The following is a 15,887-nucleotide window of genomic DNA, read 5'->3' on the forward strand; positions in this document are numbered from 1 at the left end:
GGGATCGTCCAATGCTGTCGTTGCGCGTCAGGCTGCGATATCGGCCCGGTTGTCGAACCACTCGGCCAACCCGCCCTTTTCCGCCTCGCTGAGGTGCAGACCGTGCTTGGTCCGGCGCACCAGGACGTCATCGGCCGTCATCGCCCATTCATGCGCGATCAAATAGCGCACCTCGGCCTCGTACAGATCGCCGCCGAAATGCCGGCCCAGTCCGCTCACGCTGCCGGCGTCGCCCACCAGGATGTGGGTCCGCGCCCCGTACAGCCGGGCATAATGGCGCATCAGACGGCGTGGCATCCAGGGATAGGCCTCGCGCAGCCTTTCGGTGAAGGTGACGAAATCCGCGTTCGGAATTTCACCGCCCGGCAGCGGCGCGCCGCTGGTCCAGGAGCCCGCCATGCCGGGGAAATACCCCTCGATCTTCTCCACCGCATGCTCGGCAAGCTTGCGGAAGGTGGTGATCTTGCCGCCGAAGACGTTCAGCAGCGGCACGCCATCGGTTTCATCGAGGTCGAACGTGTAATCGCGGGTCACGGCCGATGGGTTGCCCTTGCCGTCGTCGAACAGGGGGCGGACGCCGGAGAAGGCATGGACGATGTCCTCGCGCCGCAACTGTTCCTTGAAGTAGCGGTTCACCACGTCCAGCAGGTAGGCGATCTCGCTTTCGTCGGCGGTCACATCCTCCGGCCGGCCTTCATAGGGAATGTCGGTCGTGCCGATCAGCGCCTTGTCGCCCTCGTACGGGTTGATGAAGATGACGCGCTTGTCGTCGTTCTGCACCAGGTAGGCCTGCGAGCCTTCCCAGAACTTCGGAACGATGATGTGGCTGCCCTTCACAAGGCGCACATTGCGTGGGCTGTTGCTGCCGGCGACACGGCCCGCGATATCCTTTACCCATGGGCCGCCGGCGTTCACCACGACCCTGGCCCGGAGAGTGCGCTTTTCGCCCGTTTCGCGGTTGGTCAACTCGGCCGTCCAGGCGCCGTCGACGCGCCGGACGCCGGTGCAGGCGGTGCGCGTCAGGACCTCGGCGCCCTTTTCGGCAGCGCCAACGGCGTTCAACACCACCAGCCGGGCATCGTCCACCCAGCAGTCCGAATACTCGAAGCCGCGTGTGTAGCTGTCCTTGATGGGCGCGCCCTCCGGATCCCGCCGCAAATCCAGCGAGCGTGTACCCGGCAGCTTCCGACGCCCGCCGAGATGATCGTAGAGGAACAGGCCCAGCCGCACCAGCCACGCCGGCCTGTCGTTCGGGCTGTGCGGAAGCACGAAACGCATCGGCCAGATGATGTGCGGGGCCGCGTTCAGCAGAACCTCGCGCTCGATCAGCGCCTCGCGCACCAGGCGGAACTCGTAATATTCCAGGTAGCGCAAGCCGCCATGCACCAGCTTGCCGGAGCGCGACGAGGTGCCCTGCGCCAGATCGTCCTTTTCGCACAGGACGACGGAAAGGCCCCGGCCCGCCGCATCACGCGCGATGCCCGCGCCGTTGATGCCGCCGCCGACAACCAGAAGATCGATCATTTGGGTATCGCTCATCATGCACTCCCTTCGGACGCCTCGGCGGCGTCCATGGTCTGTTCCGTATGCTCGCGCGCGGGTTCCTCGGCGCCGGCCCCGCCGATGCCGGCCCCGCGATTGTCCGCCATGGTCTGCCAAACGCCTTCCAGGGCACGGCGCGCCTGCCCGTAGGCGGCGAAATCGCGGTCGTAGATCTTCTGCAGGTCGCGGTCCGGGTGTTCCGGCGCACCGAGCAGCGGCGTCACCCATTCCGCGATGCAGGAATCCATGTCCGGATATGCCCCGATGGCAACGGCGGCCATCATGGCCGCGCCGGCTGCCCCGGCCTCTTCACGGGCCGAGACGCGGACGGGCGCGCCGATTGCGGCCGACAGCACCGCACGCAGCGCCCGCGAGCGCGCCGCACCACCCGTCAGCCGCAGCTCGGCCGGCATGTCTCCCATCGCGGCGTAGCAATCGCGCGTGGCCATGCCGAGCCCCTCGACGACCGCCCGCACAAGGTCGGAAAAGCGATGGGTCGCCGCAAGCCCGATGAAGCTGGCGCGCGCATTGGCGTCGATGAACGGTCCGCGTTCGCCGGTATCGGAAATGTAGGGATGGTACAGGATGGAGCCCGGGCGGCTGCGATCCATCCAGCCGTCGATCCGGCGGACGAGGTCCGCGTGAGCCGTGGGCTGGCCGGCCTCTGCCAGAAGGTCGCCGGCGACGCGCAGGAGCCAGTCTATGTTCAGCGTCGCGGCCATGTTGGTCTGCACCTGCGTGACCATGCCGGGCACCGGAAGCAGGATGACGTAGCCCGTCCCCTCGTCGTTCAGGACCACGTCGTCGGCCGCGACGGCCCGCATGTGCACACCGGTGGACCCCACGGTGGAACAGGCCGCATTGCGGTGCCCGGTATGGACGCCCGCACCAAGCGCCGTCATCACCATGTCGACGAAGCCGAGCGAGACCGGCGTTCCGGCGAGAAGGCCGGTTGCGTCGGCAGCGGCCTGCGTCAGAGGGTGCGTTACGCGCGTGCCATCGATGATGTCCGGCAGAAGACGGCGCTCGCGCGTCAGGCCCAGCGCGTCGATGACCGCGTCGTCATAGGCGCGGCGGCGAAAATCGCCGAAGGTGAAGCTGGCTTCCGACGGGTCGGTGGCCCGCACGCCCGTCAGGTTGAGATACAGCCAGTCCTTGCAGTGCAAGGCGGTTTCGGCGCGCTGCAGCAGCTCGGGCGCGGCGCTGGCCATATGCGCCATCTGCGCACCCTGCTGGCAGGTATTGAGCCCGGTGCCCGTCGCCTCGAAGCGGGCCCGCTCGTGCGGGGCGTCGCGCAGCCGGCGCACGGTCGGCGCGGCCCGTGCATCCAGCCACAGCCAGGCATCGCCAACCGGGCGGTTTCCCGCGCCGACGAGCCAGGTGCCGTCGCCCTGTCCGGTTACGGACAGGGCCGCGACGCGCGCGGCAAGGTCCGGCGTGCCGGCTACCAGCTGGCGCAGGGCCTCCACGCAATCGGCCCAGGTCTGGTCCAGCGATTGCGTTGCGGCGCCATCCGGCCCGTGCGAATAGCGGTTGAGGACGGAGGCGACCGCCATCTGCCGTCCGGACAGGTCAAAGGCGACCGCCTTGATGACGGATGTGCCGGCATCGATGCCAATGACGACGTCCCTGCCCTTCGACGAAGCCTGCATTGTCTTTCCTCCCATCCCCGGCCTCAGAACGAATCCGTCTCAAGCAGGGCGGATGCGGTCTTCTCGTCGGTTATCAGCCCGGCCAGAAGCCCGCTTTTGAGCACCGAGCGTATGCCCCGAACCTTGCTTTCGCCGCCGGCCAGCGCCACGATCCGCCTGTTCTTCAGGAGGTCGATCCCGGGCGAAACGGTGCGGGCGGACAATGATGTCTCGATGGGCAGGCCATCCCTGTCGAAGAAGTGGCCCAGCATTTCCCCGACGCCACCCCCGGCCTGCACCTCGCGGATCTCCTCGATATCGATCATGCGCGAGGCGACAAGCTGCGCCTCTGGCTGCGCGATGCCGATGCCGACGAACATCAGGTCGGCGTTCAACGCCATCTGGAAAACATCGTTGACGCCGCGTTGCGCCAGCAGCACATCGCGATCCGCCACCGAATTGGCGAAAAACGGAACCGGCAGCACATAGGCGGCCGCGCCGGTGTTCTCGGCCAGACGGTGCATCACGTCATGCGGATTGGCCAGGAAGTTGCGGGTGAGCCCGCCGAGCAGCGAAACGAAGCGCACCTGCCCGCCATCCACCTTCGGCATGGAGGAGATTGCGGCCGCCAGCGTGCGTCCGTGGCCAAGCCCGATCACGCCGCCGCCCTGCATGGTTTCGATCTCGCGGCGCATGAAGGCGGCGCCGGCCATGCCCAGCGCCCGCAGCGGCAATCCGCTTTCGAAGAGATCGGGCACAACCTCGCAACGCGTCAGGCCGAAACGCTCCGACAGCTGGTCCTCCAGCTGGAGGCACTCGGTGACATCGCCCTCGATAATCACCTTGACCGCGCCCGTCTGACTGGCGCGCGCAACCAGACGATGCGCCTTGACGCTCGATACGCCCAGCCGCTCGGCAACTTCGGCCTGCGTCAGGCCGGCGCCGAAATGCAGCCATGCCGCGCGGATGGCAAGGCTGTCGTCTGCCGGGCGGCGCAATATGCGGGACATGACCCTCCACACCCTGCTACAGGTGAAATTATTTTATGTTGGCGAAAATTCTTTCACTTTCCATCTCACAAGTCAAATTGGCCGCCGGGGCGCCAAATGCCGCACAAAACCATGCTGCACCGCGAGAAGTGCAGGGATGCGATGATTACGGCTAACGGCGAGGATTGACAGGGGGAAGTGGTATATAACATTATCGACCTGAAACTTAACACAGACATATCACGTCCCATTGGGACCATGCTTTGCAATGCGACGCCCTGCCGGGAGGAACACGGCAGGAAAACGCGTCATCGGGAGGAAGGCTCAATGTCAGGTTCAGCCGATACGGCCGTGCTGCCGGTCGTCGCACCACCGCGACGCGGCGACCGCGTGGGCCATCGCAAGGCATTTCGATTCTTCCAGACACTTCAGCCGAACCGGAGGTTGATCCGCCCATGAGTACAGAGGCCGTCGCCGCGCGCCGCGCGCGCTTTCGCCCCAGCCACATGGTTCTTGCCGCCACGGCGGTGGCGCTCCTTGCAGCCATCGCGCTCGACACGACCTATGTGAGCGTCGATTCCGCCGAAGGCGCGCGCGCCCAGGGCTTCTCGCCCGAGACGTATGGCGCCGAGGAATTCCCGAACGTGCAGTCGGCCATCGAGGGCAAGGCGACGGATGCGGCGGCGCTGGCCGCCGCCATCGCCGCCAACAAGGATGAGGCCGTCGCGCAGCACGGCACGCCGTCCGGTATCGCGCCCGTCATGTCCGTCACCTTCACCGGTGTCGCCGGCGAACCGCGCTCCGGCATCTACCCCGTCACGGTCGAGGGCGCGCCCGACGATCTCGTCATCCGCGTCCAGACCGGGCCGGCCATCAACGGCACCGAGTTGCGGGATGCGCCCGGCACGATCGAGTTTGGCCAGTTCACCAACCAGATCGAGTACCAGAACGCCGGTGCGGCGCTGAACGAGGAGATGAAGAAGCAGGTGCTGGCCGGCGTCGACACTGCCAACCTGAACGGCAAGACGATCACGGTCACCGGCGCCTTCCGCCTCATCAACCCGAAGAGCTGGCTCGTGACGCCGGTTCGGATGTCGGTCGAATGAGCGCGCCCCGGCAGGCCGGCGGCATCGGCGAAACGGTTCTTTCCGCGCGAAACGTCGCCAAATCATACGGCAACATCCACGCATTGAAGGGCGTCAACTTCGACGTCCGCCGCGGCGAGGTGACGACCCTGTTCGGCGAAAACGGTGCCGGCAAGTCCACCCTCATGCGCATCCTGTCGGGCGTAACGCCGCCGACATCGGGCGAAGTCATCCTCGATGGACAGTCCGTCACCTTCTCTTCTTCGGTGGACGCGCGCGATCGCGGTATCTCCATCATCCACCAGGAACTCAGCCTGGCGCCCAATCTCAGCGTGCGGGACAACATCTTCATGGGACGCGAGATCCGCGGCCCGATGGGCGTCGACTTTGCCGAGGAAGAACGGCAGGCCCGCGCCCTGATGGAGGAGCTGGAAGAGGATATCGATCCCCTCACCCCGGTCGAGGAACTGCGGCTGGGGCAGCAGCAGATCGTCGAGATTGCCCGGGCGCTGTCCATCAACGCGCGCATTCTCATCATGGACGAGCCGACTTCGGCGCTCAGCGCGTCCGAGGTGGAGGTGCTGTTCAAGGTCATCCGTGACCTGAAGGCGCGCGGCGTCGCCATCGTCTATATTTCGCATCACCTGGAAGAGGCGCTGCAGATCACCGATCATGCGGTCGTCCTGCGCGACGGCAGCATGACGGCCAAGGCCGAGCGCCGCGATATCGACCTGGAGTGGATCGTCCGCAACATGGTGGGCGAGAACTTCGACCTTGGCTCGCCGCCCGCCGGCTACGATTTCGGGCCGGTGGCGCTGTCGGTGCGCAATGTCAGCGTGACCGAATCCTCCAGCGGGGTCGATGTCGTCGACAGGCTCAGCCTAGACGTGCGTGCCGGCGAGATCGTCTGCATCTACGGGCTCATGGGCGCGGGCCGCACCGAGCTCCTGGAAGCGGTGGCCGGGCGCGTCCCGCTGGCGGCCGGACAGGTCGTGCTGGAGGGGCAGGACGTGTCGCGCCTATCCATCGCCGAGCGCATCCAGCGCGGGCTGGTGCTGATCCCCGAAGACCGGCAGCGCGACGGGCTGGTGCAGACCATGAGCGTCGGCGAAAACCTGTCGCTGGCCAGCATCAAGGCCTTCACGCGCGGGCTTTTCACCTCGGGCCGCAAGGAGCGCGACCTGGTGAAGGAGTCCATCGGCCGCGTCCACATCAAGACCGGTGGGCCGGAAGCGCCCATCGGCTCGCTTTCGGGCGGCAACCAGCAGAAGGTCGTCATCGGCAAGATGCTGGCGACCGGGCCGCGCGTCGTGCTGCTGGACGAGCCGAGCCGTGGCATCGACATCGGCGCCAAGGCCGAGGTGTTCAAGCTTCTGGCGGGCCGCGCCACGGAAGGCCTGGCCGTCGTGTATTCCACCTCCGAAGTCGGAGAGTGCCTTTCCATTGCCCATCGCATCATCGTCATGAGCCGGGGCCGCATCGCGGCCGAGTTCGGCTCCGACGTGAGCAAGGAACAGATCATGGCCGCGTCGGGCGAGGCCGTCGTCGCATGACCAGAGACAAGAGCGGAGCCGCGAACATGGCCGACACCACTTCACCCTCGAAGCAGGCCTCCCGGGCAGGCGGGTTCGACCTTGCCCGGCTGCTGCTGGAAGGGCGCGCCTTCTTCGCGCTGATCGCGATCATCATCGTCTTCTCGGTGCTGTCGCCGGTTTACTTCACGGTCAACAACTTCCTCGTCATGTCGTCGCATGTGGCGATCTTCGGGCTTCTGGCCATCGGGATGCTGCTGGTGATCCTGACGGGCGGCATCGACCTTTCGGTCGGCTCCACGCTGGGGCTCGCCGGCGTCGTCGCCGGCTTCCTGATGCAGGGCGTGACGCTTGAGGCCTTCGGCATCGTCGCCTATCCGCCGGTCTGGGCGGTGGTGGTGCTGACATTGATGCTCGGAGCCTTCGTGGGCGCCATCAACGGAGTGCTCATCGCCTTCTTCAAGGTGCCGGCCTTCGTGGCCACGCTCGGCGTGCTCTACGTGGCGCGCGGCGTTGCGCTGCTGATGACCAACGGCCTGACCTACAACAACCTTGCCGGCCGGCCCGAACTTGGCAACACCGGCTTCGACTGGCTGGGCTTCAACCGGCTGTTCAGCGTGCCCATCGGCGTCATCATCCTGGCGGTCGTGGCCGTCATAGCCAGCATCATGCTCAACCGCACGGCCTTCGGGCGCTGGATCTACTCCACCGGCGGCAACGCACGGGCGGCCGAGCTTTCGGGCGTTCCGGTGCGCTTCACCACGCTGATGGTCTACATCCTGTCCGGCATGTGCGCGGCCATCGCCGGCCTGGTCCTGTCTTCGCAGCTCACCTCGGCCGGCCCCACCGCCGGCACCACCTACGAATTGACGGCCATCGCTGCCGTCGTGGTGGGCGGCGCGGCGCTGACCGGTGGCCGGGGCACCATCCGCGGCACGCTGCTGGGCGCCTTCGTCATCGGCTTCCTGGGCGACGGCCTCGTCATCATCGGCGTGTCGTCCTACTGGCAGACGGTCTTCACCGGTGCGGTGATCGTGCTTGCCGTCCTTCTGAACAGCATCCAGTACGGCCGCCGGCCCAAGCGCACCGCGCCGGCAGCCGCCGCCCCTTCTCCGCAGCAGGGTTCCACGGCCTGAGGGCCGGTCTACGGCGGAAGATCGCCGGGCAACCGGCTCCACTTGAGTGCAACGCACGGGAGAAAAGTGAGCATGCGCAAGACAATCAAGGCCCTGCTTCTGGCAGGCATGGTATCCATCGCACCGTCCTTCGCCACTACGGCTTCGGCCGAAGGCCTGGTGACGATCATCGTCAACGATCCGTCGAACCCGTACTGGTTCACCGAAGGCGAAGTCGCCTCCAAGACAGCCAAGGAACTCGGCTACGACGCCACCGTCGGGGCCCATCGCGGCGACACCAACACCGAAAGCAACCTGATCGATACCGCGATCACCAACCAGTCGGTCGCCATCATCCTCGATCCCGCCAATGCCGACGGTTCGGTGGGCGCGGTGCGCAAGGCCGTCAATGCGGGCATCCCGGTCTTCCTCGTCAACGCCGAGATCAACCAGGAGGGCCTCGCCAAGTCGCAGCTCGTGTCCAACAACGCGCAGGGCGCGGCGCTGGGCGCACAGCAATGGGTGGAGATCCTTGGCGATAAGGCCACCTATGTCGAGTTGCTCGGCGCGCCGTCCGACAATAACGCGGCGACCCGCTCCAACGGCTACACGACCGTTCTCAGCCAGTATCCCGACCTCGAGAAGGTTGGCCAGGAAGTTGCCAACTGGGATCGCACCCAGGGTTTCAACCGCATGCAGAGCCTGCTGCAGGCCAACCCCAACATCAACGGCGTGATCAGCGGTAACGACGAAATGGCGCTTGGCGCCATCGCCGCCCTCAAGCAGGCCGGCAAGCTCGGCGACGTCACGGTTGGCGGCTTCGACGGCTCGCCCGATGCGGTCGCCGCCATCAAGGCCGGCGAACTCGCCTACACGGTGCTGCAGCCGGTTGCCGTGTTTGCGGAGGAAGCCGTGCGCCAGGCCGACAACTTCATCAAGAACGGCGAGACGGGCGCCCCCGCCGAGAAGCAGCTTTTCGACTGCGTCCTGATCACCAAGGACAATGTCGACAAGTACACCTCGCCCTTCGTGCTCGAGCAGTAATGTCGAAGAAAGGGGCGGCCCGGCCGCCCCCTTCCATTTGAGGGGGGAGACAGATGGCGGCAGGAAAATCCGACGACAACGATCCGGCGGTGGCCGTCGCCGCGGACGATTCCCTGAGCGACTCGCGGCAGGCCCGCCAGCTTGCCCGCCGCCAGTCCATTGCCCAGACCGTCATGGCCGAAGGGTCCATGCGGATCGAAGATCTGACGGCGCGCTTCGGCGTCAGCCTCATGACGGCGCACCGCGATCTCGACGAACTCGTCAGCCGCGGCCTGCTGCGCAAGGCGCGTGGTGTCGTCTCGGCCGCCCCGACCAGTCTGATCGAATCCAGCGACGTCTATCGCGCCAACAGGCAGGCCGCCGAGAAGGAGGCCATCGCCGAAGCCGCCATGCAGTTCGTGGAGCCGGGGCAGGCCCTGTTCTTCGACGATTCGACCACCGTTCAGCAGATGGCCCGGCATCTGCCGATGAAGGTGCCGCTGACCTGCATCACCAATTCCCTGACATTGATGAACGAGTTGAAGGCCGTTCGCGACCTGACCCTGCTCGGCCTCGGCGGACAATATTACAACTGGTGCAACGCGTTCATGGGCCGCATGACGACCAGCGAAATTTCGCGCCTGCGGGCCGACACGCTGTTCATCTCCATGGCCGCGGTTACCGACGACATCGTCTTCCACCAGTCACCCGAGATGATCGAGACAAAGCGCGCCATGTTCAACGCGTCGGCCCGGCGCATCCTGCTGATCGATCATACGAAATTCGAAAGGCGCGCGCTGCACGGCTTTGCTGCCCTTTCCGAGTTCGACACCGTGATCGTCGATGGCCATACGCCCGGGGAACACGTCTCGCGCCTGCGGGACAAGGGGATCAACGTCGTGGTCGCGCCCGTGCGCTAACGCTGATCGCAGGCATCGTAACAAATATTGCCGTTACATTTCGACTGTTGTAACACTCCGGCACGGAATCGCACGGGAGGTTTGCGGTCGTGCCATCAATCCTGGGTATCGATAACGGGCTCACCGTCACCAAGGCCGTCATTTTCGACGCGGATGGGCGGCAGCTTGCGGTGGCACGGCGAAGGGTGCCGCAGGACATCCCCCATCCCCGCCACGTCGAACGCGACATGGCCGGCCTGTGGCGGGCGACGGCGGAGGCGATCCGCGATGCCCTCGCCTCGTCCGGCCGCCCGGCCGGCGATATCGTCGCCATTGCCGCCACGGCGCACGGCGACGGACTGTATCTGCTGGACCGGGAGCGCCAACCGCTCGGGCCGGGTATCCTTTCCCTGGACAGCCGCGCACTGGACATCGTGAAGCGCTGGTCGGGCGCCGGCCTTTTCGATGCCGCGCTGGAGCTGACCGGCCAGGCGCCGCACGTATCCGCCCCGTCGGCCCTTCTGGCCTGGATCCGCGACAACGAGCCCGAGCGGTATGCGCGCATCGGGCACGTGCTCGGCTGCAAGGACTGGCTGCGCTTCTGCCTGACCGATACGATCGGCACGGACCGCACGGAGGCCAGCACCTCCTTTACCGACGTCAAGACGCAAGAATACTCCAGGCCGGCGGCGGAATTGTTCGGACTGTCCGGCATCTTCGATGCCCTTGCCCCCATGGCGGGTTCGGCCGAAATCGTCGGCCACGTCACCGCGCAGGCGGCGGCGGCCACAGGCCTCGTCGAAGGAACGCCCGTCGCCTGCGGCCTTCATGACGTGACCGCCTCGGCGCTGGGCGCGGGCGGGCACCGGCACGGCGTGGTCGATATCGTGGCGGGCACCTACTCGATCAACGAGGTCGTCACCGACACGCCGCGTGTCGATGCGCGCTGGTTCTGCCGCAACGGCATCGCGCCCGGCCAGTGGAACGCCATGTCGATCTCGCCGGCGTCGGCCGCCAATTACGACTGGTTCCTCGATACGGTCTTCACGGCAGAGCTTGAGGCGTCGCATGCCGGTGGTCGGCCCATCCACACCCTTGCGGCGGCAGAGCTTGACGCGGCACTGGCGCGGCCCTCTGGCATCCTCTTCCATCCGTATCTGTTCGGCTCGCCGCAGGCCGGTCCGGCAAGCGCCGGCTTCTTCGGCCTGCATGGCTGGCACACGCGGGGCGACATGCTGCGCGCCGTGCTGGAAGGAATCGCCTTCAACCACCGCTATCATATCGACGCCCTTGCGGATGGATTCCGCTTCGAGGCGGCGCGCCTGACGGGGGGCATCTCCCGCAACCCTGCATTTGCCCAGCTTTTCGCCGATATCATCGACCGCCCGGTCACCCTGTCCACGACCGAAGAAACCGCCGCCTTCGGTGCCGCGCTCTGCGCCGGGGCGGCGGTCGGCCTGTACGACAGCCCGATGGCCGATCCGCGCGGCGCGGCCGTCGACGGGCCGACCTATCGGCCCGACGCGGCCCGCCATGCCGCGCTGTCGGCGCGCTACGCGGTGTACCGCAATCTTGCGGATGCGATGGCGCCCTTGTGGCCGCAACTGGAATCCTTGAGCGAAGGGGGCCGGCAATGACGCGCGGAGCGGACCGGCGCGAGGAGATCGCCGCCTTCGTCGCAGAGCGTGGCCATGTGCGCGTGGAGGAGCTGGTGGAACGCTTCGGCGTCTCGCGCATGACCATACATCGCCACGTCGACCAGTTGGCACAGCGCGGCATACTGCACAAGCTCCACGGAGCGGTCAGCGCGCAGCCCTCCGGCATCTATGAGAGCCTGTTTCGCTATCGCAGCGGCATCGCCGTGCAGGAGAAGGCGCAGCTTGCGCAGGCGGCGCTTCGGCATATCGAGCCGGGACAGGTCGTCATGCTGGACGATTCGACCACGGTGACGGCGCTGGCGCCCCTTCTGGCTGCCAGGACGCCCATCAGCGTCGTCACCAACAGCCTGGCCGCCGCCGATGTCCTGCGCGGGCTCGACGGGGTGGATCTCCTGTGTCCCGGCGGCCAGTACCACCGCACCTACGACGCCTATATCGGGCACCTGTGCGAAACCGCGCTCGGCCGGCTGCGGGCGGACGTGGCGATCTGTTCCGCCTCTGCTGTCGACGGTGCCACCGCCTTCATCCAGGATTCGCAGATCGTGCGAATAAAGCAGGCGATGCTGGCCTCGGCGCGCCAGCGCATCCTGCTGGTGGACGGCTCCAAGTTCGGCCGCGTGGCGCTGCACGAGTTCGCGCCGCTGGACACGTTCGATACGGTGATCGTCGATGCAGGACTGTCGGCGCAAACGGTTTCCGGACTTCGCGACGCGGGTATCCGGATAGAAACAGCCTCTTCCAGGAAAAGCGGATCATGAGCGAAGCACCCATCAACGGCACGCCCGACGATTTCGATGTCCTCATCCTGGGAGCCGGGATCAACGGCGCGGGCCTGTTCCGCGATCTGTGCGAGCAAGGCGTACGCTGCCTGATCGTCGACAAGGGCGACTATGGGTCCGGCACCAGCGCCGCACCCTCGCGCCTGATCCATGGCGGCATCAAATATCTGGAGACGGGCGAGTTCGGGCTCGTGCGCCAATCCACGCTGGAGCGCAACCTCCTGCTCCGCAACGCCCCACACGCGGTGCATCCGCTGCCGACGATCATTCCGATCTTTTCATGGACCAAGGGCGCATGGGCGGCCCTGCGAACCCTGTTCGGCTCCACGACCGCGCCGCGCAGCCGGGGCGCCGCCATCGTCAAGATCGGCATGGCCATGTACGACATCTACGGTGCGAAGCACCGCGTGATGCCGCGGCACACGCTGTACGGCAAAGGCAGGGCCCTCAGGGAAATACCGGCGCTGACGCCGCGCATCGTCGCGGCCGGGCGCTACTACGACGCCTGGATCGCCCGTCCGGAACGCCTCGTCTACGAACTCGTCGCCGATGGGCTTGCGGCAATGCCCCGCTCGATGGCGTTGAACGATACGACGCTGAAGGGTTTCGACGGGGACGTCCTGCACCTCGAGGGCCACGACGGCGCCGCATATGCCGTGCGGCCACGCATCGTCGTCAACGCCGCCGGTCCGTGGATCGATACGGTCAACGCGGCGCTGGGCGCACCGTCCCGCCTGATCGGCGGCACGAAAGGCTCGCACATCCTGCTGGATCATGACGAGCTGGTGCGCATGCTAGATGGCCGGATGATCTATTTCGAGGCCGATGACGGCCGCATCTGCCTCGTCTACGACTATCTCGGACGCGCCCTCGTCGGCTCTACCGATATTCCCGCCGCCAACCCGGACACCGTCCGCTGCGAGGACGCAGAGATCGACTATCTCCTTGCCAGCCTTTCGGCCCTCTTGCCGAAACTCTCCTTCTCCCGCGCGCAGATCGTCTACGCCTATAGCGGCATCCGGCCCCTTCCCGCCTCCGACGCCACCAATCCGGGGCTCATCAGCCGCGATCATTCGGCTCCGGTGGACGAACCGTCCGGCCGGCGCAGCTTTCCCATCGTGTCGCTGGTCGGCGGCAAGTGGACTACCTTCCGGGGGTTTGCCGAGGAGGTTGCCGATACGGTGCTCGGGCGGCTCGGGCGGACAAGGCAGGTATCGACGCAATCCCTGCCCATCGGCGGCGGGCGCGATTTTCCGGCATCCGACGGCGAACGGCACGCCTGGGTCGACGGCGTTGCCCGCAGGACCGGCCTGGGAATCGAACGCGTCGGTGCGCTTTTGTCGCGCTATGGCACCACGGCGGCCGCCTTCGCCGCTGCCGAAGCGCAGCAAGGCGATGCGCGTTTGCCGGACAGCTCCGATTACAGCCTTGCCGAGATCGGCCATATCGCGCGGCACGAGCATGTGCGGCATCTCTCCGACATCGTCATGCGCCGCACGACGCTTGCCGTCTGCGGTACGCTGACGATGCGGGATCTGGAAGCCGTCGCGGACATAGCCGCGGCGGCCCTTGGCTGGACCGACGCCACGCGGGCCAGCGAGGTTGCCGACCTGTCCACGCGCCTGACCCGCGACAACCAGATGCGCTTGTCTGCCGCCGGCTAGATGCCGAGATCGGCGATGGCCAGAACAGCCGCTGCAGCCTCCTTGCCCTTCTTGACGAAGTGCTCGGTGAAGAAGGCCACGTGCTCGGCCGACGGCTGGAAGTGATGCGGCGTCAGCGACACCGAAAAGGTCGGCACGCCCGTCTTCATCTGGGCGTCCATAAGGCCGTTCACCACGGCAGCCGCGACGAAGTCGTGGCGGTAGATGCCACCGTCAACCACCAGCGCGGCGGCGACGACGGCGTCGTATCGCCCGCTGTGTCCAAGCTTTTGGGCAAGTAGCGGCATTTCGAAAGCGCCGGGCACGTCGAAGCTATCCAGCGTGTGCGGCCGGCCGCTCTGCGCCATCGCTTCGGCAAACCCCGCATGGGCCCGATCGACGATGTCGGCGTGCCAGCGGGCCTTGATGAAAGCTATCCTAAGGGTGTTTGTCATTGCGGCGTCCAGAACAGGTGTTGAACAGGAGTCGGGCCGCAAACAGGCCGGCGCCCGCGCAAACAGGACGTGCGCGCGGGTACTGGCCGTTCTCTCTTATCCGGACTGTAACCGTCGGCGCCGGAATCTCACCGGACTCTGCTGACCCTGCCGTTGCCGGCAGGCGCTCGCGGGCTGTACCGCCGGTGGGGAGTTTCACCCCGCCCCGAGAACCTTGAAGTCTTATGTCTTCGATATCTCATTGCCCCGGCCGATCCGCCGGGGCAAGTCTTGCGTGTGTGAACGGCGTGTTCAGCCAACCGGATGATATTTTGAATCGAGCGCGTTGATCGCCTCGACATTGCCGGCCGACTTGCCGGCAGGGTCGAACTCGTTTGCCAGATACGCGTCGGCGATGGATTTCGCCAGTTCCGCCCCGATCACGCGCGCACCCATGGTGATGATCTGCGCGTTGTTGGACAGCGCGGCCCGCTCGGCCGAATAGGTGTCGTGCGTCTGCGCCGCGCGAATGCCCGGCACCTTGTTGGCCGACAGGGCCACGCCGATACCCGTGCCGCAGCACAGGATGGCGCGGTCGTAGGTGCCGTCGAGAACCCCCTTGGCCACACGCTCCGAAAGATTGGCATAATATTCGTCGGTACCGGCCGGCGGCGTCGAGACTTCGGACACTTCGAGGCCCGGCTTGCCCTTCAGATGGTCGGCCAGAACCTTGGCCAGGGGTGCGCCCGCACTGTCTCCGGCGATTGCGATTTTCATGATTTTTCCTTTCGTTAAAGTGCCTTGGCGCATTTTGCCAGGATGTCGAGATAACCCTCGACCTGCCAGGCCGAACGCCCGATGAAAAGTCCGTCGACATGTGGGCAGGCGATCAGTTCCTCGCAATTGCCCGGATTGACGCTGCCGCCGTACAGGCATGGCACCGTCCTGCCCGTGATGGCGCGCGCCAGCTCGATGATGCGTTCCTGACGGGCATCGGCATAGGCGGCGCTGGCCGGCTTGCCGCCCTCTCCGATAGCCCAAACCGGCTCATAGGCGAACAGGATGGGCATGGCCTTCTGCGCATCGTCCAGCCGGCCGAGCGCGCCCTCTACCTGCCGGGCCAGCACGGCGTCGGCCTGTCCGGCGTCTTTTTCGCGTTCCGTCTCGCCGATGCAGATCAGCGGCGTCAGCCCATGGCGAAGGGCAGCCTCGGTCTTCAGCCCGACGGTCTCGTCCGTCTCGCCGAAATGCTCGCGGCGTTCGGAATGACCGAGTTCGACGATATCGAGCCCGCAATCCACGAGCATGGGTGCCGAAATCTCGCCCGTCCAGGCGCCGGCTTCTGCCCAATGCATGTTCTGCGCGCCCACTTTCACGTCGCTTGCCGAGAGGATGGACTTGACCTCCCGCACGGCGGTGAAGGGCGGAATGACGAAGCGCTGGATACGCGGATCGCCTATCTCGGCCGCAAGGCGCTCGGCGAAGGCACGCGCCTGCGCCAGCGTCTTGTTCATTTTCCAGCTCGTGCCGATCCAGACATGCGGCTTATCGACCATG

The 15,887-nt window shown here is 66.2% G+C and carries 14 protein-coding genes and 1 riboswitch; of the genes, 8 read left to right on the top strand and 6 right to left on the bottom strand.

Translation table 11 applies throughout. The features are described 5' to 3' along the window. Window positions 1-27: 27 nt before the first annotated feature. The 3 genes from IGS74_RS12590 to IGS74_RS12600 are packed head-to-tail and all read right to left on the bottom strand — an operon-like array spanning window position 28 to window position 4,183. On the bottom strand, window positions 28-1,539 hold the full coding sequence (locus IGS74_RS12590) for a glycerol-3-phosphate dehydrogenase (protein ID WP_192386547.1): 1,512 nt from the start codon (window positions 1,537-1,539) through the stop codon (window positions 28-30). Continuing rightward, window positions 1,539-3,194, bottom strand: coding sequence for an FGGY-family carbohydrate kinase (locus tag IGS74_RS12595; RefSeq protein WP_192386549.1), 1,656 nt, complete (start codon window positions 3,192-3,194; stop codon window positions 1,539-1,541). The genes IGS74_RS12590 and IGS74_RS12595 overlap by 1 nt, the downstream gene beginning before the upstream one ends. Window positions 3,195-3,217: 23 nt before the next feature. Beyond that, window positions 3,218-4,183, bottom strand: coding sequence for a sugar-binding transcriptional regulator (locus IGS74_RS12600; protein WP_192386551.1), 966 nt, complete (start codon window positions 4,181-4,183; stop codon window positions 3,218-3,220). A gap of 434 nt (window positions 4,184-4,617) precedes the next feature. On the opposite strand from IGS74_RS12600, the gene IGS74_RS12605 reads away from it, so the two are divergent. The 8 genes from IGS74_RS12605 (at window position 4,618) to IGS74_RS12640 (ending at window position 13,917) form a co-directional block, all read left to right on the top strand. Next, complete coding sequence (locus IGS74_RS12605; protein WP_039193938.1) at window positions 4,618-5,268, top strand: DUF2291 domain-containing protein; 651 nt, start codon at window positions 4,618-4,620, stop codon at window positions 5,266-5,268. Beyond that, window positions 5,265-6,800: a sugar ABC transporter ATP-binding protein gene (locus IGS74_RS12610; protein WP_192386553.1), complete on the top strand. Its 1,536-nt coding sequence runs from the start codon at window positions 5,265-5,267 to the stop codon at window positions 6,798-6,800. The genes IGS74_RS12605 and IGS74_RS12610 overlap by 4 nt, the downstream gene beginning before the upstream one ends. Before the next feature lie 26 nt (window positions 6,801-6,826). Continuing rightward, the gene (locus IGS74_RS12615; protein WP_192386555.1) at window positions 6,827-7,915 is read left to right on the top strand and encodes an ABC transporter permease; all 1,089 of its coding nucleotides are present in this window, start codon (window positions 6,827-6,829) and stop codon (window positions 7,913-7,915) included. A gap of 108 nt (window positions 7,916-8,023) precedes the next feature. Then, window positions 8,024-8,938 carry a D-ribose ABC transporter substrate-binding protein gene (locus tag IGS74_RS12620; RefSeq protein WP_192391783.1) on the top strand — a complete coding sequence of 305 codons (915 nt, stop codon included), beginning with the start codon at window positions 8,024-8,026 and terminating at the stop codon, window positions 8,936-8,938. Between the two features lie 53 nt (window positions 8,939-8,991). After that, window positions 8,992-9,837, top strand: coding sequence for a DeoR/GlpR family DNA-binding transcription regulator (locus tag IGS74_RS12625; protein WP_192386557.1), 846 nt, complete (start codon window positions 8,992-8,994; stop codon window positions 9,835-9,837). 89 nt (window positions 9,838-9,926) lie between these two features. Continuing rightward, window positions 9,927-11,453: an FGGY-family carbohydrate kinase gene (locus tag IGS74_RS12630; RefSeq protein ID WP_192386559.1), complete on the top strand. Its 1,527-nt coding sequence runs from the start codon at window positions 9,927-9,929 to the stop codon at window positions 11,451-11,453. Further along, window positions 11,450-12,232: a DeoR/GlpR family DNA-binding transcription regulator gene (locus IGS74_RS12635; protein WP_192386561.1), complete on the top strand. Its 783-nt coding sequence runs from the start codon at window positions 11,450-11,452 to the stop codon at window positions 12,230-12,232. The genes IGS74_RS12630 and IGS74_RS12635 overlap by 4 nt, the downstream gene beginning before the upstream one ends. Continuing rightward, on the top strand, window positions 12,229-13,917 hold the full coding sequence (locus tag IGS74_RS12640; RefSeq protein WP_192386563.1) for a glycerol-3-phosphate dehydrogenase/oxidase: 1,689 nt from the start codon (window positions 12,229-12,231) through the stop codon (window positions 13,915-13,917). Before IGS74_RS12635 ends, IGS74_RS12640 begins: the two co-directional genes overlap by 4 nt. Here IGS74_RS12640 and IGS74_RS12645 read toward each other — a convergent pair. The 3 genes from IGS74_RS12645 to IGS74_RS12655 form a co-directional block, all read right to left on the bottom strand. After that, the gene (locus tag IGS74_RS12645; RefSeq protein WP_192386565.1) at window positions 13,914-14,351 is read right to left on the bottom strand and encodes a 6,7-dimethyl-8-ribityllumazine synthase; all 438 of its coding nucleotides are present in this window, start codon (window positions 14,349-14,351) and stop codon (window positions 13,914-13,916) included. The genes IGS74_RS12640 and IGS74_RS12645 overlap by 4 nt on opposite strands. An 84-nt stretch (window positions 14,352-14,435) precedes the next feature. Further along, window positions 14,436-14,568: riboswitch (FMN riboswitch) on the bottom strand. A gap of 74 nt (window positions 14,569-14,642) precedes the next feature. Continuing rightward, a complete protein-coding gene (locus IGS74_RS12650) occupies window positions 14,643-15,107 on the bottom strand; it encodes an RpiB/LacA/LacB family sugar-phosphate isomerase (protein ID WP_192386566.1) in 465 nt (154 codons plus the stop codon). 14 nt (window positions 15,108-15,121) lie between these two features. After that, window positions 15,122-15,886, bottom strand: a complete 765-nt coding sequence (locus IGS74_RS12655; RefSeq protein WP_192386568.1) for a triose-phosphate isomerase — start codon at window positions 15,884-15,886, stop codon at window positions 15,122-15,124. Window position 15,887: the final 1 nt, after the last annotated feature.

It is taken from the genome of Aureimonas sp. OT7 (assembly GCF_014844055.1).
Lineage (GTDB): Bacteria > Pseudomonadota > Alphaproteobacteria > Rhizobiales > Rhizobiaceae > Aureimonas > Aureimonas altamirensis_A.